The organism is Pseudonocardia sp. (genome assembly GCF_025465255.1).
GTDB lineage: Bacteria > Actinomycetota > Actinomycetes > Mycobacteriales > Pseudonocardiaceae > Pseudonocardia.
In genome coordinates this window covers 1-19904 of record NZ_JAODNI010000010.1, presented here as the reverse complement: position 1 = coordinate 19904, position 19904 = coordinate 1, and the positions used below count along the sequence as shown (strand labels likewise).

At 70.9% G+C, this 19904-nt stretch carries 19 protein-coding genes and 1 pseudogene; 16 read left to right on the top strand and 4 right to left on the bottom strand.

Going from position 1 to position 19904, the window contains the following annotated elements:
* The first annotated feature begins 61 nt into the window (after positions 1 to 61).
* Complete coding sequence (locus tag JWP64_RS01040; protein WP_297491099.1) at positions 62 to 505, top strand: hypothetical protein; 444 nt, start codon at positions 62 to 64, stop codon at positions 503 to 505.
* 200 nt (positions 506 to 705) lie between these two features.
* Here the strand turns inward: JWP64_RS01040 and JWP64_RS01035 are convergent.
* Together JWP64_RS01035 and JWP64_RS01030 are read right to left on the bottom strand one after the other, a co-directional pair.
* Positions 706 to 894, bottom strand: a pseudogene (locus JWP64_RS01035) (amidase family protein); the annotation flags it as partial.
* 179 nt (positions 895 to 1073) lie between these two features.
* Entirely contained in the window at positions 1074 to 1730 is a 657-nt protein-coding gene (locus JWP64_RS01030) for a GntR family transcriptional regulator (protein WP_297491096.1), read from the bottom strand.
* A 96-nt stretch (positions 1731 to 1826) separates the two neighbouring features.
* On the opposite strand from JWP64_RS01030, the gene JWP64_RS01025 reads away from it, so the two are divergent.
* Genes JWP64_RS01025 through JWP64_RS00995 form a run of 7 tightly spaced genes read left to right on the top strand, consistent with a single transcriptional unit; the run spans position 1827 to position 6864 of the window.
* Positions 1827 to 2270: a nuclear transport factor 2 family protein gene (locus JWP64_RS01025; RefSeq protein ID WP_297491093.1), complete on the top strand. Its 444-nt coding sequence runs from the start codon at positions 1827 to 1829 to the stop codon at positions 2268 to 2270.
* A complete protein-coding gene (locus JWP64_RS01020; protein ID WP_297491089.1) occupies positions 2267 to 3022 on the top strand; it encodes an alpha/beta hydrolase in 756 nt (251 codons plus the stop codon). Before JWP64_RS01025 ends, JWP64_RS01020 begins: the two co-directional genes overlap by 4 nt.
* 11 nt (positions 3023 to 3033) lie before the next feature.
* A complete protein-coding gene (locus tag JWP64_RS01015; RefSeq protein ID WP_366889172.1) occupies positions 3034 to 3813 on the top strand; it encodes a carbon-nitrogen family hydrolase in 780 nt (259 codons plus the stop codon).
* Positions 3814 to 3817: 4 nt separating this feature from the next.
* Complete coding sequence (locus tag JWP64_RS01010; RefSeq protein ID WP_297491083.1) at positions 3818 to 4495, top strand: DUF2848 family protein; 678 nt, start codon at positions 3818 to 3820, stop codon at positions 4493 to 4495.
* A complete protein-coding gene (locus tag JWP64_RS01005; RefSeq protein WP_297491081.1) occupies positions 4495 to 5940 on the top strand; it encodes a 4-hydroxyphenylacetate 3-hydroxylase N-terminal domain-containing protein in 1446 nt (481 codons plus the stop codon). The genes JWP64_RS01010 and JWP64_RS01005 overlap by 1 nt, the downstream gene beginning before the upstream one ends.
* A gap of 33 nt (positions 5941 to 5973) precedes the next feature.
* Positions 5974 to 6318, top strand: a complete 345-nt coding sequence (locus JWP64_RS01000; protein ID WP_297491079.1) for a cupin domain-containing protein — start codon at positions 5974 to 5976, stop codon at positions 6316 to 6318.
* A gap of 33 nt (positions 6319 to 6351) precedes the next feature.
* The gene (locus JWP64_RS00995) at positions 6352 to 6864 is read left to right on the top strand and encodes a flavin reductase family protein (RefSeq protein ID WP_297491076.1); all 513 of its coding nucleotides are present in this window, start codon (positions 6352 to 6354) and stop codon (positions 6862 to 6864) included.
* A 502-nt stretch (positions 6865 to 7366) separates the two neighbouring features.
* Here the strand turns inward: JWP64_RS00995 and JWP64_RS00990 are convergent.
* Positions 7367 to 8359, bottom strand: coding sequence for a glycerophosphodiester phosphodiesterase family protein (locus JWP64_RS00990; protein WP_297491127.1), 993 nt, complete (start codon positions 8357 to 8359; stop codon positions 7367 to 7369).
* A 649-nt stretch (positions 8360 to 9008) separates the two neighbouring features.
* Positions 9009 to 10025 (bottom strand): SIS domain-containing protein, encoded by a 1017-nt coding sequence (locus tag JWP64_RS00985; RefSeq protein WP_297491124.1) that lies wholly within the window; start codon positions 10023 to 10025, stop codon positions 9009 to 9011.
* 157 nt (positions 10026 to 10182) lie between these two features.
* Here JWP64_RS00985 and JWP64_RS00980 point away from each other — a divergent pair, with 157 nt between their 5' ends.
* The 8 genes from JWP64_RS00980 to JWP64_RS00945 are packed head-to-tail and all read left to right on the top strand — an operon-like array spanning position 10183 to position 19423.
* Positions 10183 to 11574 carry an ABC transporter substrate-binding protein gene (locus JWP64_RS00980; protein ID WP_297491075.1) on the top strand — a complete coding sequence of 464 codons (1392 nt, stop codon included), beginning with the start codon at positions 10183 to 10185 and terminating at the stop codon, positions 11572 to 11574.
* Positions 11558 to 12529 carry a sugar ABC transporter permease gene (locus tag JWP64_RS00975; RefSeq protein WP_297491072.1) on the top strand — a complete coding sequence of 324 codons (972 nt, stop codon included), beginning with the start codon at positions 11558 to 11560 and terminating at the stop codon, positions 12527 to 12529. Before JWP64_RS00980 ends, JWP64_RS00975 begins: the two co-directional genes overlap by 17 nt.
* On the top strand, positions 12526 to 13386 hold the full coding sequence (locus JWP64_RS00970) for a carbohydrate ABC transporter permease (RefSeq protein WP_297491069.1): 861 nt from the start codon (positions 12526 to 12528) through the stop codon (positions 13384 to 13386). The genes JWP64_RS00975 and JWP64_RS00970 overlap by 4 nt, the downstream gene beginning before the upstream one ends.
* A 16-nt stretch (positions 13387 to 13402) precedes the next feature.
* Positions 13403 to 14518: an ABC transporter ATP-binding protein gene (locus tag JWP64_RS00965; protein ID WP_297491066.1), complete on the top strand. Its 1116-nt coding sequence runs from the start codon at positions 13403 to 13405 to the stop codon at positions 14516 to 14518.
* Positions 14508 to 15725, top strand: coding sequence for an alanine racemase (locus JWP64_RS00960; RefSeq protein ID WP_297491062.1), 1218 nt, complete (start codon positions 14508 to 14510; stop codon positions 15723 to 15725). The genes JWP64_RS00965 and JWP64_RS00960 overlap by 11 nt, the downstream gene beginning before the upstream one ends.
* On the top strand, positions 15718 to 16806 hold the full coding sequence (locus JWP64_RS00955) for an ROK family protein (protein WP_297491060.1): 1089 nt from the start codon (positions 15718 to 15720) through the stop codon (positions 16804 to 16806). The genes JWP64_RS00960 and JWP64_RS00955 overlap by 8 nt, the downstream gene beginning before the upstream one ends.
* A 5-nt stretch (positions 16807 to 16811) precedes the next feature.
* A complete protein-coding gene (locus JWP64_RS00950; protein WP_297491057.1) occupies positions 16812 to 17783 on the top strand; it encodes a BadF/BadG/BcrA/BcrD ATPase family protein in 972 nt (323 codons plus the stop codon).
* Positions 17780 to 19423 (top strand): amidohydrolase family protein, encoded by a 1644-nt coding sequence (locus tag JWP64_RS00945; RefSeq protein ID WP_297491055.1) that lies wholly within the window; start codon positions 17780 to 17782, stop codon positions 19421 to 19423. The genes JWP64_RS00950 and JWP64_RS00945 overlap by 4 nt, the downstream gene beginning before the upstream one ends.
* Positions 19424 to 19904: the final 481 nt, after the last annotated feature.

Here is a 19904-nt window from a genome sequence, read left to right as displayed (position 1 = left end):
CTCGACCGGGCCGCGACCTGGGGGGCCGTGCCGGAGACTCACCCCCACCCAGTTCAGCCTCGTGTTCGCGCTCAACGCCGCCGGGATGATCGTGCTCGGCCTCGTCAACGCGCGCTTCGTCCGGCGCTTCCCGGCCCGCGGGCTCCTGCTCGCCGGGCTCGTCGCGTCGGCCTTGGCCGCGCTCGCGCTGCTCGCGGCCGTCGTTCTCGGGCTGGGTCTGGTCGCTCTGATGGTCCCGTTGTTCCTCGTGGTCGCCACCCGTGGACTCGTCTCCTCGAATGCGACCGTGCTCGGAGTGCAGCGAGCACCGGCCGCCGGTTCGGCGTCGGCGGTGCTGGGAGCGTGCATGTTCACCGGCGGCATCGTCGTCACACCACTGATGGCGCTCGGCGGCGAAGGGACGGCCCTGCCCATGGTCGTGGTCGTCGCGGGCGGCGCGCTCGCCGCACTGCTGGCCACCGGGTTGCTCACCCGCACAACGCGAGAGTCGACACCGTCGGCGTAGCGACGGTGCTGCCCGGTGGGCACCGCGCCGGTCGCCGAGACGATGGCGGCGTCGGCGCCGGGCGAAGGTCTGCGGTGCTTCTGCTCGGTCGAGCGGGCCGAGGACTGCAGCGGCCCAGGCGGTGAGAAGCCGGGGGTCGCGGGCGATCGGGCCGGCGACCGCCGGGGCAGCAGAGGTGGGGACGCTTCCCAGGAGGCCGAGCCGGTGGTCGGTTTGTAGCCGTAGACGCCGCACCAGGCTGCCGGGATCCGGACCGAGCCGGCATCGTCCCGCTGCCGGTGGCCAGCGGGACGATGCCGGCGCGCGACCGCAGCGGCGGAGCCGGCGGAGGATCCGCCGGGGGACACCGTGGAGCGGCAGCGTGTAGCCGCGGAGCGCGGGATCCGCATCGTCGTCGACGAAGGCACGCAGCCACGGGTCGAGCCGGGCGCGGAGCCTGAGGGCGTCCTCGACAGGAGTGGGGGACGAGGCGGGCGGCTCGGCATGACCGTGGTGGCGGCGGACGAAGTGGACGCCGCAAGATCCCTCCGCGGAGCGGAGGACTGCTCTCGGCCACCTTGCCGAACTACTAGAGGACTGCCGCGGCGGTGGTGACGATGTGCTCGTGGGCGGCCGCGGCCGCGGCTTCGGGGTCGTGGCGGGCTATGGCGTCGAGGATCGCGCGGTGCTCCGCGATGACGTCCTCATGCCGGTGCGGCAGGGTCAGCGCTTCGAAGCCGATCAGCCACATCGCCCCGCGCAGGCTGGTCATCGTCGCGTGTGTCCGCTCCAGGCCGAGCAGCTCGGACTGCAACAGATGGAACTGCTCGTCGAGGGCCAGGAACTCGGACTGCTGCCCGGGGCCGCCCAGGTCCTGCTGGGCGTCGATGAGCGTGCCCAGCCGGCGCACGTCCTCCTCCGTCGCCGCGAGAGCGAGTCGGCGCGCGGTGTAGGGCTCCAGCAGCGAGCGCAGGTCGAAGATCTCCCGGCGCTCGTCGGCGGACAGCTGACGGAGTCGGAACCCACGCTGGGACTCGACCGCGACGAGGCCCTCGCGGCTCAGCGAGATGAGGGCCTCCCGCACCGGGGTCCGAGACATTCCGAGCGTCTCGGCCAGTTCGTTCTCCGAGTAGAGGACCTCCTGGCGGATCGCGCCGTCGCGGATCGCCTGCTGGATCTGCAGGTAGGCGCGGCGGGACAGGGTCGGAGCTCGGTCCACCGCGGTGATCCCGCTCAGCTTGGCCACCCTGGCATCTTACACACCAGCTACATTTCGCACTTGTATGCTACGTACTAGAGCACTAGCGTGCGGCGTGGTTGATCCACTCACAAGGAGCTGCAGATGCCTCTCTCCGTCGACGACAAGCTCGCCATCCAGGAGCTGTCGAACACCCATGTCAAGTACCTCGACGCGCACGATGTCGAGGCCTGGGCGAACTGCTGGCTGGCGGACGGGAAGTTCATCGCCACCTACGGCACCTTCACCGGTCACGAGGCCATCAAGGAGTTCATCCGCGGCCACATCGCGGCCGGCAAGGAGGACGGAGCCCGCCACGTCCTGAGCAACTACGTGATCGAGGGCGACGGGGACCGGGCGACGGTCTACAGCCTGGTGGTCAAGATCCAGGTCGAGAAGGCTCCGCACATCATCGCCACCGGCGTCTACAACGATGTCGCGGTCCGCACCGCGGACGGCTGGAAGTTCGAGTCCCGCCAGCTCGACGTGGACAACGGCGTCTTCGCCGCGGCCGCGGCCGCCGAGCAGAACGGCAGCAGCGGACGGTGACCGCGCTGGAAGCAGAGCGCTGGGGTGAGGACGGCCCACCGGTCGTCCTGGTCCACGGCAGCCTCAGCTCCGCGGCCGCGGCCTTCGGCGAGCAGAAGGTCCTCGCCGACCGCTACCGGCTGATCGCTCCCTACCGGCGCGGATACAGCCCGAGCCCGGGCACCGACCGGATCGACCCCGATCGGGACGCGCAGGACATCGTCGAGCTCCTCGGTTCCGGGGCCCACCTCGTCGGCACGTCGATGGGTGGGGTGGTGGCCATGCGGGCCGCCGCTCTGGCGCCGGAGAAGGTGTGGTCGCTGACGGTCATCGAGCCGCCCGCGATGCCGAACGCCGCCGGCCGGCCCGAGGCGGACAAGCTGATCGAGGGCCTTCGCACGCACTGGGAGCGGGCCGGCGACGCGGATCTCGAGACGTTCGTCGGGGGTTTCCTCAGGACGCTGAGCGTGTCGATGGAGCTGCCCTCGCCGCTGCCGCCCCCGTTCGCGGAGGCGGTGCGCAACCTCAAGACCGAGCGCCCGTGGGAGACCGGGGTGCCGCTGGAGGAACTGGCGGCCACGCCGTTCCCCAAGCTCGTGGTCACCGGCGGCGGGACCCCGGGCTTCGAGGACGTCGGCGACGTGCTCGCGGAGAAGCTGCCGGCCAAGCGGGTGCTGTTCGACGGCAGCCCGCACGCCGTGCAGCGCATCGGCGAGCGGTTCAACGCCGAACTGCTGGAGTTCCTGTCCTCGGCGGGTGACCACGCGAAGTGAGAACGGCATTGGTGCAGGTGGCCTCCCCGGCCGGGGAACCGGCCGGGGAGCGGCGCCGCCGAATCGGGGACATGGTGGCCGAGGCCGCCGGCGCCGACCTGGTGGTGTTGCCCGAGCTGTGGCTCTCCGGGTACTTCGCGTTCGACGCCTACGCCGAGCTCGCGGAGCCGCTCCACGGGGACACCGTCTCGGCGGCCCGCGAGTGGGCCGTCCGGCTGGGCTGCCACCTGCACATGGGCAGTGTCCTCGAGCGCGACGGGCAGGGCCGGCTCTACAACACCGCGGTCCTGATCGGCCCGGACGGGGAGATCGTCCACACCTACCGGAAGATCCACGTCTTCGGGTACCGGTCGCGCGAGGCCGATCTGCTCACCCCCGGGGAGCAGGTCGGCACGGTCGACACCGGGCTCGGCCGGCTCGGCACCACGACCTGTTACGACCTGCGCTTCCCCGAGCTGTACCGCGCACTGATCGACGAGGGCGCGGAGACCATCGTGGTGTGCTCGGCCTGGCCCGCCGCCCGGATCGCGCACTGGCGGCTGTTCACCTCCACCCGCGCGGTCGAGGAACAGGTCGTGCTCATCGCCTGCAACGCGGTCGGGGAGCAGGCCGACGGGGTCCGGCTCGCCGGGCACAGCCGGGTCGTCGACCCGTGGGGCGAGGTGCTCGTCGAGGCCGGCGAGGACGAGGGCGTGACCTTCTGCGACATCGATAGGAGTGTGGTCGCGGCGGCCCGCGCCGAGTTCCCGGTGCTGGCCGATCGCCGGCTCACCCTCGAGAAAGTGAACTGATCGCATGTCGAACCCAGCACTACACCTCACCGTCCACGGGACGGGCGAGACGCTCCATGTCCGCCCGGCGCGGCTCATCGTCGCCGGCTACACCGGCCGCGACGCCGAGGCGGTGGCCGCGCACATCGCCGAGCTCGCCGAGATCGGCGTGCCGCCGCCCGCGACCGTGCCCGCCTTCTACGACCTCGACCGCGCACTGCTCACCACGGACGCGGTGATCGAGGTCGACGGCCCGAACAGCTCGGGCGAGGTCGAACCCGTCGTCATCCGCCACGACGGCCGCCACTACCTCGGGGTCGGCTCCGACCACACCGACCGCGAGCTGGAGAAGTCCAGCGTCGCCGGCTCCAAGGCCGCGTGCCCGAAGCCGCTCGGCCGCGACGTCGTGGCCCTGCCCGCCGACCTCGACGACTTCGACTGGGACTCCGTCACCGGTGCCAGCGACGTCGACGGCGAGCCCTACCAGCGGGGAAGCCTGAGCGCCCTGCGTCACCCGGCGGACGTGCTCGCCCGGCTCGCCGACGCCCTTTCCGACGTCGACGGCGACCTCGTCCTGTTCGGCGGAACGCTGCCGCTGATGACCGGGCGCTTCGTCTTCGGCCGGAACTGGACACTGCAGCTGAAGCTGGGTGACGGCACGGTCCTGGCGCACACCTACGAGACCAAGCAGAGGAACCGCTGATGCGTACCGGACAGGACTACCTCGCCGGTCTCAAGGACGGCCGAACGATCATCGTCGACGGCGAAGCGATCCACGACGTCGCCGCCCACCCGGCCTTCGCGCCCATCGCGACGACGATCGGGGAACTGTTCGACCTGGCCGCCGACCCGGCCCAGGGGATGACCGCGACCGCACCCGAGACCGGGGCGCAGACCAACCGCATCAACATCATCCCCCGCAGCCGCGAGGACCTCGCGGGTTTCCGGCACACCGCGGAGGCCTGGGCGCGGCACACCCACGGGTGGGTGGGGCGCAGCCCGGACCACGTCGCGGCGTTCGTCAACGGCTTCGCGGCCCACCCGGAGGCGTTCGCCGCCGGGGACCGCGACCTCTCGGCCAACGTGCTCGCCTACCACCGGCGGATGCAGACCGAGAACCCCTACGTCTCCTACGCGATCATCCCGCCGCAGGTCTCCCGGGCCACCACGGCCCACGCCTGGGACGGCGACTTCGTGCAGGTCGGCGTGACCGAGGAGCGCAGCGACGGGATCGTCGTGCGCGGCGCCCAGATGCTGGCCACCGGCGGCCCCGTGGCCGACGAGATCCTCGTGTCCTGCATCAAACCGCTCACCGACGACGACGCGGACTTCGCCCTGAGCTTCGTCGTCCCGGTCGCCGCCGAGGGCCTCAAGCTCTACTGCCGCCGCCCGTTCGCCCCCGCCGCGACCAGCTCCTACGACTACCCGCTGACGAGTCGTTACGACGAGACCGACGCCCTGCTGGTCTTCGACGACGTCTTCGTCCCCTGGGAGAAGGTCCTCGTCTACCGCGACGTCGCCGGACTGCGCCGCCAGTTCTTCGACACCGGCGCCCACGTGCTCGGCAACTGGCAGGCACAGATCCGGTTCGCCGTGAAGCTCCAGTTCATCGCCGGGCTCGCCCGCAAGGTCGCCGCCGTCAACGGCGTCGACAGGTTCCCCGGCGTCGTCGAGAAGCTCGGCGAGCTCGCCGGACTCACCTCCGTGGTCGAGTCCGCGGTGCTGGCTGCCGAGTACACCGCCGCCGACGACGGGTCCGGCCTGTGGCTGCCCGGCAAACGCGCGGTCTACGGCGCGATGGGGCTTCAGGCCGAGCTGTACCCGAGGGCGCTGGCGATCCTGCGCGACCTGGTCGGCGGCGGCGTCCTGCAGGTGCCCTCGGGCGTGGCGGACATGCGCAACCCCGAGACCCGCGCGGACATCGACCGCTACATCCAGTCCCCGAGCGCACCGGCGGAAGAGCGGGTCAAGCTGTTCAAGCTCGTCTGGGACGCGGTCGGCAGCGAGTTCGCCGGCCGTCACCACCAGTACGAGATGTTCTACGCCGGAGCGCCCTTCGTCGTGAAGGGCTACGCCTACCGCAACTACGGGTTCGACGGCCCGCTCGCCGAGGTCGACGCGTTCCTCGGCAGCTACGGCGTCGACTGACCACCCCCGCCACCCACACCTCGAGGAGAACCGATGGCGAAACCGGAGCACGAATTCTTCCCGGTGACAGACGTGGAGTACACGCTCTGCCCGGGCGGCGACCCGAAGATCAAGGAACGGATCCTGGCCGCGGACCCCGCCACCGGCGTGGCGACCCGGATCCTGCGCTACGAGCCGGGCGCGGACTCCACCCCCAACGGCGTGCAGGTCCACGACTTCTGGGAGGAGGTCTACATCCTCGAGGGCTCCTTCACCGACCTCGAGCTCGGACAGACCTTCACCGCCGGCATGTACGCGTGCCGCCCCCCGGGTATGCGGCACGGGCCGTGGCGCTCCGACGAGGGCGTCACGACCTTCGAGGTGCGATACCGCGTCTGATCCGGGGTCGACCCCGGCGGAAGGAAGCCCATGATGACCTCGGCCACCATCGACCCGCTGACCATGCGCCGCACCATCGGCCGCTTCGCCACCGGCGTGGCGGTCGTGACGGCCCTCGACGGCGACCGGCCGCACGGCATGACCGTCAACTCGCTCACCTCGGTGTCGCTGGACCCACCGCTGCTGCTGGTCTGTCTCACGACCGGTGCGCGCACCACGAAGGCCGTGGTCGGGGACGGCCGATTCGCGATCAACATCCTCGGCGCCCGGCAGGAGGAGATAGCGCTGCGGTTCGCCCGGCGCGGTTCGGACCACTTCGACGGCCTCCCCCTGCGCTACGGGGACCACCGGGTCCCGGTCGTCCCCGACGCGCTCGCCCATCTGGAGTGCACGGTGGACCGGCACTTCGAGGCGGGCGACCACGAGGTGGTGGTCGGCCGGGTGGAGCAGGTGTGCGACCGGGCGGGGGCACCGCTGGCCTTCCTCGGCGGCCGATTCGGCGATCTCACCGAACGGGGAACCGAACCCGAACACTGGTTCTTCTGACCGCAGCGAGACGCAACGGTAAGACGTGCGCTCCGATCGTCGTTCGCGAGAACGGGGACGTCGGCTCGTCGCGACGCTGACGACCGCCGGCGCAGCGGGCCCGCCGGGGGACCGGCGCCGGTCCCGGTCCTCGCGCGAGCGCGGCCCCTGCGAGGACGCGTCCTCCCGCCGGAGACGATGAAGTCTTCGGCGCGAGACGGTGCGGCAGGAGGGGTCAGGTCTCGTACCAGGTCCCCGAAGCTCCACACGTTGCCTTCGTGGTCCTTGACGACGAACTGGCGGCTCCCGTGGTCGGTGTCCTCCAGGTTGCGTCCCAGGTGAGCTCGGCGTGACGGACGATTCCATCCGGGCCGTCGTCGGCATGGACAACGCGTTCGCTGAACCCGAACGCCGTGGTCAGGAAGGCGACAGCGGCTGGCTGGGCCTTGCTCGTGGTGACGCGCGTTTCGTCTCCCGCGGTGGGTGTCCCGGGCGGGGATCGGGTAGCCCCGGCCCCGGGACGTCACCGGGCCGGTCGGGGCAGCTCGGCGCCGCGGCGCTGCAACAGCCAGCGGAGCCGGTCGGGGTAGTCGGTGATCAGGCCGTCGACGCCCAGGTCCAGCAGGGCGTCCATGGTCGGGACGTCGTCGACGGTCCAGGGGATCACCCGCATCCCGGCCGCGTGCGCCTGCTCGACCATCTCCCGCGTCGTGAACGGCACGAACCCCGGCTGCGTCACCCCGCCGGACTGCGGCGAGCCCTGCACCGGGGAGATCGTGTCCGCGCCGAACGAGTGGGCGGCGGCGACGAGGTTCCCGCCGAAGTCGTCGATGTCCAGTCCGCCCAGCCACGGCGACGCCCCGGGCTTGCCCGCCTCGAGGAAGTCGCCGTTGGTCAGTGCGACGATCGGCAGCTCGGGCGCCACCTGGCGCATCCGCATGAGCGCGCCCCAGTCGAAGCTCTGGATGCTCACCCGGTCGGCCACGCCGGCGCGGCGCACCTCCGCCGCCACCGTTCGGACGTACTCCTCGCGCGGCGCGGTCTCCTCCGGCGCTCCGGCCTCGACCTTCGTCTCGACGTTGAACCGGACCTCGTCGGCATGCCGGGCCGCGGCGAGGTCGAACACCTCGTGCAGCTCGAGCATCCGGGCGCCCGGGGACAGCCGCTGCGCGGGCAGACTCGGCCTGCGGACGGAGCCGCAATCGAGGGTCCGGACCTGCGCGAACGTGAGGTTCTTGACCAGCTTCCCCACGTACGGGAACGTCGGGTCACCCGGTGCGGCGGGGGCGGTGTCGGTGCAGACGTCCCCGTTGACCTTCCGGTCGTGGCTGACCATCGCGTGCCCGTCCGCGGTGATCTGGACGTCGAGCTCCAGGGTGGAGACGCCGAGGTCGAGCGCGGTGCCGAAGGACAGCAGCGAACTCTCCACCGAGAGCCCCATCCCGCCGCGGTGGGCCTGCAGGTCGACCGGGCGCGCCGGCGGGACGACCGGCGACGCCGCGGCCACCCCCGGGATCGCGAAGGCCGCGGCGGCGAGGAGGGTGGCGACTGCAGGCGTTCGGACGGTTCCCACGGTCGGTGGACGCTAAACGCCTCCGGCGACCCGCGGTCACCGTCACGGCGAACTCCCGATGAATCCGGCTCAGCAGGCCGGCCGTGCAGGAGCTGCTCGCAGCCGGGCGCGGTCGTCTCGGTCTGGGGCGACGCCGGTGCCCCGGCTTGTTGCAAGGTGACACAGCGCGTGTTGCAAAGTGGCACAGAGCGCGTGCCACGTCACATCTGAGACTGGATAGACGAGGAACCGGGACGGGGACCGACATTTCCGGCCCGGTCTTCTCGCCGGAGCGAGCGCCGGTGTCAGTTCTCCTCGAGGTCGAGCAGTGTGACGTCCACGACTAGGCGATCGCTCTGCTGTACGAAGACTGAGGGCTGCCGCTGCGGCGGAGCGTCGTGCTGATCTGCGCGTGCTGATCGAGCAGGGTCTTCCGATCGCCCCATCGACCTTCCACGACGCGCTCACTCGGAGCCCGATCCGTCGCGCGCCCTTCCCGCGGAGCCGCGGCTCCGGCGGCAGACCTGTTGTGGCGCAACTTCATCCGCCGGCGCCGAACGGAGCTGGGTTGCGGCCTTCTCCGACGTCGCGACGGGCGGACACCTCTTCGCGCCTACAACGTCTTCGTGATCTTCGACAGTCCCCGCGGGACATCCGGATCCTCCCCGCGAGTGATCGCCAGGTGGAGCGCGAGCTGTTGCAGCGGGAGGATCTCGACCAGCGGGGACACCTCTTCCTCGACCCCGGCCGGAAGCTTCAGGCCGGCGCTGGAGGCGGCGATCGCCCGGGCGCCACCGATCGTGAACACATGGGCGCCGATGGCCTGCAGGCGGTGCAGCACTTCGGCCATGATGCGACCTCCGACCCCGTCCGGGGCGACGGCGAGGACCGGGACCTGTGGGGTGACCATGGCCAGCGGGCCGTGCAGCAGGTCGGCGCCGGAGAAGGCCTGCGCGCTGACGTAGCAGGTCTCCATCAGCTTCAACGCGCCTTCGCGGGCGGTCGGGTAGGCGTATCCGCGGCCGGTGACCACGAGACGGGACGCGAACTGGTAGCGCGCCGCGAGCGCCCGGATGTCCTCGGACCGGGCGATCAGCGCCTCGCCGGCGGCCGGCAGCGCGTCCAGGGCGGAGCCGTCGCCGTCGCGGAGCAGGTCCACCAGCAGGTACAGCGCGAGCAGCTGCGCGGTGTAGGACTTCGTCGCGGCCACTGCCCGCTCCTCACCGGCGAGGACGTCGATGTGCAGCTCGGCGGCTTGCGCGAGCGGGGACGCCGGCGCATTGGTGACCGACAGCGTGATCGCTCCCTGGCGGCGGCCGGTCTGCACCATCTCGACCAGATCGGGGGACTGGCCCGACTGGCTGACCGCGATCAGCAGCGTGTCGCGCAGATCCGGCGTCGCGCCGTAGGCGGTCACGGTGGACGGCGAGACCAGGCCCACCGGCATTCCGTGGACGACCTCGAAGAGGTACTTCGCGTACAGGGCGGCGTGGTCGGAGGTGCCGCGAGCTGCGAGCAGGACGAAGCGCGGCTGCCTCCGCTTCAGCGCCGCGACGACGGGCGCGAGGCGGGTGCGTGCGGCGACTGAACGGCGCCACACCTCCGGCTGCTCCGCGATCTCGGCGGCCATTGCCCGGCCGCCGGTCACCGGTTCCTGCAGAACGGATCCTTGCGTCACTTGCGGACCTCCACGCCTGCCGTCCCCGGCGTGTCACGGGACGGCTCTTGACAGTTCACCGACACGCCAGCTAGACCTTATGAAACTTTCCGAAGGAAGGCTACCGAATATGGTCGGCACTTCGCGCAGGCGATTCCTGAAGGCCGGCGGCCTGGCCGCACTGGCGTTCGGCGCCACGCCTCTGCTTCAGGCATGCGGTGGGGGCGATGCCCGGCCGGTGCCGGCCGCAGGCCCGCCGCTGGCGCCGCCGAGTACCGGTGGTGGGGACCTCGCGATGCGGATCTGGGGTGCCTACCCGGACTTCGTGACGTCCGAGGTGGCGGCTTTCGAGAAGACCTACGGCGCCCGGGTGGATCTGGGCGTGATCGCCGGTGACTACCCGTCGCTGATGACCAATCTGCTGCGCCAGGGCACGCCGCTGGACATGGTCTACAGCCTCTGGCACATGCCCCAGGCGTACGCCGAGGCGAACTGGATCCACGACTTCGAGCGGTTCTGGGCCAAGGACGCCGCCACGGAGGAGATGCTGCCGGCCGTCCGCGACGCCTTGACCATCAACGGCAAGCTGATCGGGCTGCCGTACTTCGCCTTCGTCAACGGCGCGCTGTTCGCCAACACGGACGTGCTGCGCAAGGCCGACCTCGAAGGTCAGTACCCGAAGACCTACGAGGAGCTCTACGCCCAGGTGCGGCTGATCAAGCGCCGCGGCGCGAGCGACACGCCATACCTGCCGTCGTTCTGGTCCGCGCCCGGGTTCGGCATCCCGTTCGGGTTCATCCAGGAGGCGCTGAACCGGAACATCCCGCTGTTCGGCCCGGGTGGCCGGCCCCTCTTCGACGAGCAGTCCGAGGTCGTCGACATGCTCGGTCAGTGGCGCAGTCTGTACCGGGAGGGGCTGGTGCCCCCGGGCGTCCTGACCTTCCAGGAGTCGGACTGGACGGAGGCGTTCGCGAAGGGCGGCATCGCGTACTCGCCACAGCTGCAGTACGACATCAAGACCTTCTCCGACCCGCAGACGTCGCAGGTCGCCGGCAAGATCGTCCCCGTCCCGCAACAGGGACAGAAGTGGGGGATGCTGCACGTCGGCGCGTACCTGATCGGCAACCACGGGCAGGACGACGCCACCCTGGCGCAGGCCTACGGCCTGGCCCAGCACTTCGGCTACCGCGACCAGCGCACCGGCCGGTTCGACGTGCCGGACGCCTGGGCGGGCAACTACTACCTGACCCAGGGCTACAGCGCGGTGAACAACAGCCCGGCGCTGGCCGAGTCGGTCGCGCGATGGTTGCCCGATCCGGAGACGAACTGGCCGGTCCTGAAGGACTACCTGACCGACCCGCAGGTCGCGACCGACCTGTTCCACACGACGTGGGGGTCGGTGTGGATGACCTACGCGTCCCGGGAACTGCCGAAGGCGGTCAACGGGGACGAGAGCCCGGCCGCCGTCGTGAAGAAGCTGCGGAAGAAAGCCGAGAGCCTGATCGATGAGTACGGTAACTAAGCCCGCGCCGCCGGGTCCGGCGTACCCCGTCGAGCGTTCCACCGGTCGGCCCAGGACCCCGTTCAGCTCGCGGATCAGCCCGACCAGGTTCGGTCTGCTGCTCGTCGCGCCCGTTGCGGTCCTGCTCGTGGCCATCGTGATCTACCCGGTGGCGTACTCGCTGTACCTGAGCCTGTCGCACACGAACCCCTTCACCGGGGTCCGGCGCTTCGCCGGCGTCGACAACTTCCAGCAGGTGCTCAGCGACCCGGACTTCTGGCACTCCACGTGGCTGACCGTCTACTACGTCGTGTGCGTGACGGTGCTGGCCTCCGCCGTGGCGCTGGGCACGGCGCTGCTGCTGCGGGAGAGGTTCGTCGGGCGTCCGGTCCTGATGGCGCTGATCGTGCTGCCGTGGTCGCTGTCGACCTACGCGGCGGGCGTCGTGTGGCGCTACATCTTCAGTCCGCAGTACGGGCTGCTCGCCGCGATCGCGCAGCAACTGGGTCTGCCACCGCTCGATCTCCTGTCGAAGAACACGGCGATCCCGGCGCTGGCCCTGGTGCACGCCTGGCAGTTCGCCCCGCTGGGGGCCTACTTCCTGCTGGCGAGCCTGCAGGTGATCCCGGACGACCTCTACAAGCTCGCGAAGGTCGACGGCATGGGCATCCTGCGGCGGTTCCGCACGATCACGAGGCCCTACATCAGGCTTCCGTTCGCCATCTACGTCGTGCTCGTCGGGGGCCAGGCGGCGATGGCGTTCGACCTGATCTACTTCCTGACGTCCGGCGGGCCGGGGGGTGCGTCCCAGACGCTGACCTACGCCATCTACCAGGAGACGTTCCAGGACCTGAGCTTCGGCCCCGGCGCCGCGATGTCCTGGATCCTGCTGATCGTGGTCACCGTGCTGACCGCCGGCTACTACGTCGCGGCGATGAAACCCGGGTCCGGGCAGGACAAGGCGGCGGAGGCATGAGCATGCGACGGAAGGTTCTCATCCACATCCTCGCGTTGATCGCGTTGATCTGGACGGTGGTGCCCATCGTCTGGATCGTGCTGATCTCGCTGATGTACCACCACGAGTTCGCGTCGGCGGACATCCACCTGTTCCCGCACCAGCCGACGCTGGCGAACTACGTCCGGCTGCTCGGGGGCGCCGCACCGGACTGGAACGGGACCGCCCAGGGCCCGAACGCGTACGGGCCGCTGATCCGGGAGGGTCTGCTCAACAGCGCACAGGTCGCCGTCTGGGTGACGGTGCTGAGCATGATCGTCGCGGTGCCCGCCGCCTATGCGCTGTCCCGCGTGCAGATGCGGTTCCGCCAGGCCGGGCTGCTGACGATCGTGGCCACCCGGTCGATCCCGCCGGTCGCGACCACCATCCCGTTCTTCGCGCTCTACCAGGGCCTCGGGCTGTCGGGCACGAAGACCGGCCTGGTCATCGCCCACATGACGATCACCGTCCCGCTGCTGGTGTGGATCGGGACCAGCTTCTTCGGCGGCCTGCCGCCCGGCCTGGAGCGGATGGCCCGGGTGGACGGCTGTTCGCGGTGGCGGGCATTCGCACGTGTCGTCGTGCCCGCCTCGCGGCATTCCATGACGGCGATGGCGGTGATCGCGTTCATCACCTCCTGGGACGAGTTCACGTTCGCCCTGATCTTCAACACCGGCACGCCCGCGCAGACCTTTCCGCCCGCGTTGTCGAGCATGTTCTTCCAGGTCTCGGTCCCGACCGACGTCGCGAGCGCGACGGTGTTGGGCCTCATCCCGCCGCTGCTCGTGGCGGGCCTCTTCCAGCGCTACATCCGCAAGGTGAATCTTGTCGGCCTCTGAGGAACGGACAGCTGTCATGGAACCCGAAGTCCTGCAGGTCGGCATCTCGGTCGAGTCGGTGACCAAGCGCTACGGCAAGGCCCCGCGCGCGGCCCTCGACGACGTCGACCTCGAGATCCGTCCCGGCGAGCTGCTCGCGGTCCTGGGCCCGTCCGGCGGCGGCAAGAGCACACTGCTCAACGTGCTGGCCGGACTGGAGCCCGTCAACTCCGGGCGACTGCGGTTCGGCGACGAGGACGTCACCGACATCCCCGCCGAGCGGCGCAACGTTGCGGTGGTCTTCCAGTCCTCGATGCTGTACCCGCACCTGTCCCTGCGGAAGAGCATCGCGTTCGCGTTGACGATGCAGAAGCTGCCGGCGGAGGAGATCCAGCGGCGCATCGACGAGGTCGCCGGCTGGCAGCGCATCGACCACCTGCTCGATCGCAAGCCGCACGAGGTCTCCGGTGGTGAGCGGCAGCGCTCCGCGGTGGCCAAGGCGCTGGTGTCCCATCCCGCCCTGCTGCTCATGGACGAGCCGTTCTCGGCCGTCGACGCGCAGCTGCGGCGCCAGATGCGCACCGAGCTCGCCAAGCTGCACCGGCAGTTCGGGACCACCACCGTGTTCGTCACCCACGACCAGGAAGAGGCGATGAGCATCGCCGATCGCGTGGCCGTGATGCGCGCAGGCAAGCTCGTGCAGGTGGCCGACCCGCTGACCCTGTACCGCCGGCCGGCCTCGGCGTGGCTCGCCGACTTCGTCAGCGTGCAGCCGTTCAACCTCATCCCGGTCGAGCACCAGGACGGTGGCGCGCTGTCCGCGTTCGGCGGGAGCCTGGTGCTGAAGCCTCCCGGCGGCCCGTTGCCGCAGCGGTTGGACCTCGGGGTCCGGCCCGAGCATCTGCGCATCACGCGCAGCGAGTCGTCGGCCTTCCGGATCCTCACCCGCGAGATCATCGGTGGCCAGGTGAAGTACACGATCACCACCGACCGGGGCGACGAGCTCGTCGCGGTGCGCAGCGATGACGAGGTGCTCGACGCCGACACGCCGGTCGACCCGGCTGTCGACTGGGCACACGCGCTGGCCTTCGATCCCGACAGCGGTGATCGCCTCGACGTCCGATTCAACGAAGTGGTGGCCAGTGTTTCTTGAGCTCCTCAGGCGGCGTAATCCTGCCCTGCTGACCGCGGCGGCCGACCTCGCGCTGCAGCGGCGGATCCCGCCGAACACGTTCGTGCTCGACCGCGACGCGATCGCGGCGAACGCCGCCGTCATCCGGGCCGAGGCCGAGGCCGTCGGGCTGGACCTGTACTTCATGACCAAGCAGATCGGCCGGAACCCGGTGATCACCGAGGTGCTGGTCGGCGCCGGCGGCGGTGAAACCGTCGCGGTGGACATCACCGACGCCAACGCGCTGCTCGCGCACGGCTTCCGGCTGGGCCACATCGGCAACCTGGTGCAGGTGCCGACCATCGACATCCCGCGGATCGTGGCCGCCGAGCCCGAGGTCATCTCGGTCTTCAGCGCGGCCAAGGCCCGGCAGATCGCGGCCGAGGCACACCGGCAGGGCCGCACGCAGGACCTGCTGATCCGGGTCGCCGACCCGGCCAGGGACACCTACCTGCCGGGCATGGACGGTGGCGTGCTGATCGACGACCTGCGCTCGACGGCGCAGGAGATCGCGGCACTGCCGGGTGTGCGGGTGGTGGGCGTGACGACCTTCCCGGCGCTGGCCTACTCCGAGGCGGCGAAACCCGTCCCCACCGAGAACTTCGCGACGCTGCTGCGCGCCCGCGACCTCCTCGCCGGGATGGGCCTGGAGGTACGCCAGGTGAACGCCCCCGGCAACACCTCGGTGTACACCCTGCGCACGCAGGCCGAGCTCGGCGCCACCCACGTCGAGCCGGGGCACGGGTTCCTCGGTACCACCCCGTACCACCTAGTGCAGGACCTGCCGGAGATCCCGGCCGCCTGCTACGTCACCGAGGTGGCCCACCACGTCGGCGACCGCGCCTACGTCTACGGCGGCGGCTTCTTCGTCGACGATCCGGTGTGGCTGGACCCGGGCTTCCGCCGGACCGCCATGGTGGGCAACAGCCTGGAGGAGATCCACGAACACCGCTCGGAGTTCCACGGCGCCGGATCCGGCGCCACCGGCGGGTTCGGGGGCATCGACTACTACGGCTACATCAGCGGTACGCCGCAGACCGCGCCCGTCGGCTCGACCGTCGTGATGGGTTTCCGCATCCAGTCCTTCGTCACGCGCGCGAACATCGCCGTCGTCAGTACTGCAGGGGGCCGGCCCGAGTTGCACGGTGTCTTCGACCAGGCCGGGAACCGGTCGCCCACCTATGTCTGACGTCCGCACGGCCGACCGCGGGTACATCCGCGAGGTCAACCTGCGCGCGGTCGTGGAGACCCTGCGCCGCATCGGTGCCATGACCCGGGCGGGCATCGCGCGCGAGACGGGTCTGAGCGGCCCGACGGTCTCGGCAGTGGTGACCACCTTGACCGAGGCCGGTGTGGTCACCCCGGTCGGCGAGGGGCCGGCGACCGGCGGCCGGCGGGGCGACCTGTACGAACTGAACGCCGGATCCCGCACGGTGCTGGTGGTGGACCTGAGCGGCGAGCCCGCCCGGTACGCCCTCGTCGACCTGAACGGCGGCATCGTCGCCGGTTCGCTCCACGAGGTCCCGCCGACGGCGTTGCGCAGTCCGGCGACCTTCGTCCGCTGGCTCGCGAGGCAGGCGGGGCGCCTGGAGCGCGTGGTCGGCATCGGGCTCGCGGTCCCCGGCGTCACCGACCCGCTGACCGGCACCATCGAGTGGGCGCCGAGCCTCGGTTGGCGTGACGTCCGGCTGCTCGACGAGGTTCGGGCCACGGTGCGGACCGAGGTGGTGGTCGTCGACAACGACCTCAACCTCGCCGCGCTGGGCGAGCACGCCTTCGGCGAGCACGACTCGTCCGACCTGGTCATGTTCGGCGTCCGCGGCGGTCTGGGCGCAGGTCTGATCCTGGGCGGCGCGCTGCATCGGGGCGTGCATTTCGCGGCCGGCGAGATCGGATACCTGCCTGCGCCGTCCGGCGTCCGCGGATCACGTGACTTCGGCCCGCTCGAGACCACGCTGTTCGACCACATGCGCGCGGTCGGTGAGGACGGCGCGGCGGACGCGGCGTCGACCAGCGGGATCGCCGAGATCCTGGCGTCCGCCTGCCTGGCCGTGGCGGCGGTGCTCGACGTGGGCGTGATCGTCCTCGGCGAGGAGATCCTCCGATACGGCCGGGGACTCGACGCGGAGCTCACCGGCCGGCTCGCCGATGTGCTGCCGCACCCGCCGACCGTCATCCCGTCGCGGCTGGGCGCGGACGCCACGCTGCGCGGGGCCGCGGCCGCGGTCCACCAACAGGTCAACACCGACATGCGGCGACTGCTCATATGATCTTCGTGGGAGTCGACGCCGGCGGCACCCACGCCCGCTGCGCGGCGATCAGCTCGACCGGCGCCGTCGTCGGGCGGGTGGGCGGCCCTGGGGCCAACGTCCACCGGCACGGCCTGCAGGGCAGCGGTCGCTCGCTCGTGGGACTCGTCCGCGCGGCGCTCGGCGACACGCCGCCCGGAGCGCCGGTGTTCGCCGCGGTCTGCGCGGCGGGGCTGGACACCAAGGAGGTCGAGGCCGCGCTCGCGGACGGTCTGCGCGAGGCGGCACCCGACATCGACTGGTCGTTGGCCAACGATGCGATGGGCGCCTGGAAGGGCGCGTTCGGGACCGGGTCGTCCGGGGTGGTCGCCATCTCCGGCACCGGCTCCGTGGCCTTCGCCCGAAACGACGCCCGGGAGGCACGCGCCGGTGGGTGGGGGGCGTTGCTCGGCGACGAGGGCAGCGGCTACGACATCGGCCGTCGTGCCTTGATCGCGGTACTCCGCGAGCACGACCACATCGGACCTCGCACCTCGTTGCGCGGCCCGGTGCTACGGCAGCTCGGGCTCACCGAACCACAGTCGATCATCGACCACATGCATTTCCACATGCAGCCCTCCGACGTCGCGGCGCTCGCCCCGCTGGTGCTCGACCACGCGAGCACCGGCGATCAGGAAGCCGAACGGATCGTCGACGCGGCCGCGGCCGCGCTGGTGGAGTTCGCCCGGGCCGCCGCGACGGCGGTGCGGGGCGAGGACGACCCACCGACCCCGTTCGCCCTGGTGGGCGGGGTCTCGGAGGACGCCTGGTTCCGTGCTCGCGTCCGGCTGCGCAGCACTCTTCCGGCACTGTGCCTGTCCTGGCGGGAGGCGCAGGCCTCGCCGATCGTCGGGTCGGTCCGGCTGGCGATGGAGGCCGCGATCACGGCGTGCCCCGGCCTGATCGGGAACATCGAGCTCACCCCACATCTGACGGCAGCGATCGAGGCGGCGGCGTGAATCTGGACTTGTTGATCCGTGATGGGCTGGTCGTGGACGGGACCGGCGCACCGGCGTTCGTCGCGGACGTCGGCGTTCTGGGACACGACGTCGTCTACGTCGGCACCCTCCCCGACGGCGTGCAGGCCGAACGGGTGATCGACGCCCGGGGGAAGGTGGTCAGCCCGGGCTTCGTCGACATCCACAGCCACTCCGACTTCGTGCTGGCAGACCCGCGGCACGAGGAGATCCTGAGCTGCTTCCTGCAGCAGGGCATCACGACCCTGGTCACCGGTAACTGCGGGTTCGCCCCGGCACCGGCGGCACCGGCCTTCGAGCCCGAGATGCGCGGCTACACCTCGTTCCTCCGCTCGCGGGGCTCGCGTAGCAGCTGGCCGACGATGGCGGGCTACCTCGACACCCTCGACGATGCCGGGGTCGCGCTCAACGTGGTGCCGCTGGCCGCCCACGGCGCATTGCGGATCGCCACGATGGGTTTCGCCAAGCGGGAACCGGATGCCGCCGAGCTGCGGCAGATGACCATGCTGCTCGAGGAGTCCCTCGCCGCCGGCGCCTTCGGGATGTCGGCCGGCCTGGCGTACGCACCGGGCATGTACGCCACGACGGCCGAGGTGACACACCTGGCCACCCTCGTCGGGCGGGTCGACCGGCTGTTCACCTGCCACAGCCGAGGACTGTCGGAAACCCTCGTCGACGCCGTCTCCGAGGTGGTCGAGATCGCTGCGCACGGCGAGGTCCGGACCCAGTTCTCGCACCTGTGCGCACTGGGGGAGTCGAACTGGCCACGGATCGGCCGGGCGATCGACACCCTGGAGGGGGCCCGCAGGCGGGGGATCGACGTCGCAACGGACTGCCAGGCCTACATCGCCGGAAACACCACGCTGGCCGCGTTGCTGCCGCCGTGGGCCGTCGAGGGCGGGATGGACGACGTGGCCGCGCGGCTCGACGACCCCCGCACCCGCAAGGAGATCCGGCGCAGCATCGAGGACGGCCGGCCCCGGTGGCCCACCCCGTCCGGCGGCTGGACCGACAACATGATCGCGTCGCTCGGGTACGACAACATCTGGTTGCTGACCGTCGGGTCCCCGCAGTACCGCGAGCACGAGGGCACGTCGCTCGCCCAGCTGGCGGAGCGCACCGGCCGCGACCCGTTCGACGCCACCATGGATCTGCTCGTCGCCGACCGCGGCGAGACGATGATGCTCGTGATCGGCTCGGCCGGCAGCATGCGGTCCGACGCGCCGCTGAGCGAGGTCCTCGGCCTGCCGTACACCGCACTGGAGACCGACGCGATCGTCACCGGTGAAGGCATCCCCAACCGCGGAGCCTTCGGCGCCTACCCCCGGATGCTCGGCCACTTCGTGCGATCCGAGGGCCTGCTGTCCCTCGAGCAGGCGATCCACCAGATGACGGGGCTCGCCGCCGAACGGGTCGGCCTGCCGACGATCGGCCGGATCCGGCCGGGCTGCGCGGCCGACCTGGTGGTCTTCGATCTCGACTCGGTCGGCGACACGACGACCTACTCCGACACCACCTCGGCACCGACCGGTATCGAGCACGTGCTCGTCAACGGCACCGTGATCGTCGACGGGGGCGTCTACCGTCCCACCCGCGCAGGTCGGGTGTACCGGCGCTGTTGAAAGGCTCACCCCGCCACGTCATCGCCGGACCGTGCTCCGCCAGGTCTGCGATCGCCGCACGGCTGCACCTCGACGGCGCGGAGCCCGTCAGCGCCGACAGCTCCCGCCGCGGCTTGTCGATCAACGCCTGATCGGCCGGCAACGCCCGTCGTCGCCCGGCGCCGCGAACGTCGGATCCGGTTGTGGCGGTCGAGGAACGCTTGCCCGGTCGCAGGCTCGGCCCCCGGCGACCGGGACCGGATCCGCCGCACCGACTGGTGGATCCACCAGGATCCTCCCGACCTCTTCGTCGGGCTCGACGAAGCCAGCGCATCGGTCGCGCGCCAACAATCTGCCCTACGTCACGACATCGGAGGCCGCATGGGGCAGACCGGGACCGATTCGATCGCACAGTCGGAGTGGACGCCGTCCCGAGTACGTCGAACGGCGACGGTCACCGTGGGACTGCTCATGGGCGTCTACGTCATCGACTACATCGACC

What these genes read in the sequence shown, in the direction of transcription:
- JWP64_RS00975 (WP_297491072.1), top strand. Translation starts at nt 11,558, where the DNA reads ATGAGTACGGTAACTAAGCCCGCGCCGCCGGGTCCGGCGTACCCCGTC.
- JWP64_RS00955 (WP_297491060.1), top strand. Translation starts at nt 15,718, where the DNA reads ATGTCTGACGTCCGCACGGCCGACCGCGGGTACATCCGCGAGGTCAAC.
- JWP64_RS01000 (WP_297491079.1), top strand. Translation starts at nt 5,974, where the DNA reads ATGGCGAAACCGGAGCACGAATTCTTCCCGGTGACAGACGTGGAGTAC.
- JWP64_RS01005 (WP_297491081.1), top strand. Translation starts at nt 4,495, where the DNA reads ATGCGTACCGGACAGGACTACCTCGCCGGTCTCAAGGACGGCCGAACG.
- JWP64_RS00980 (WP_297491075.1), top strand. Translation starts at nt 10,183, where the DNA reads ATGGTCGGCACTTCGCGCAGGCGATTCCTGAAGGCCGGCGGCCTGGCC.
- JWP64_RS00970 (WP_297491069.1), top strand. Translation starts at nt 12,526, where the DNA reads ATGAGCATGCGACGGAAGGTTCTCATCCACATCCTCGCGTTGATCGCG.
- JWP64_RS00995 (WP_297491076.1), top strand. Translation starts at nt 6,352, where the DNA reads ATGACCTCGGCCACCATCGACCCGCTGACCATGCGCCGCACCATCGGC.
- JWP64_RS00985 (WP_297491124.1), bottom strand. Translation starts at nt 10,025, where the DNA reads ATGGCCGCCGAGATCGCGGAGCAGCCGGAGGTGTGGCGCCGTTCAGTC.
- JWP64_RS01010 (WP_297491083.1), top strand. Translation starts at nt 3,818, where the DNA reads ATGTCGAACCCAGCACTACACCTCACCGTCCACGGGACGGGCGAGACG.
- JWP64_RS00965 (WP_297491066.1), top strand. Translation starts at nt 13,403, where the DNA reads ATGGAACCCGAAGTCCTGCAGGTCGGCATCTCGGTCGAGTCGGTGACC.
- JWP64_RS01025 (WP_297491093.1), top strand. Translation starts at nt 1,827, where the DNA reads ATGCCTCTCTCCGTCGACGACAAGCTCGCCATCCAGGAGCTGTCGAAC.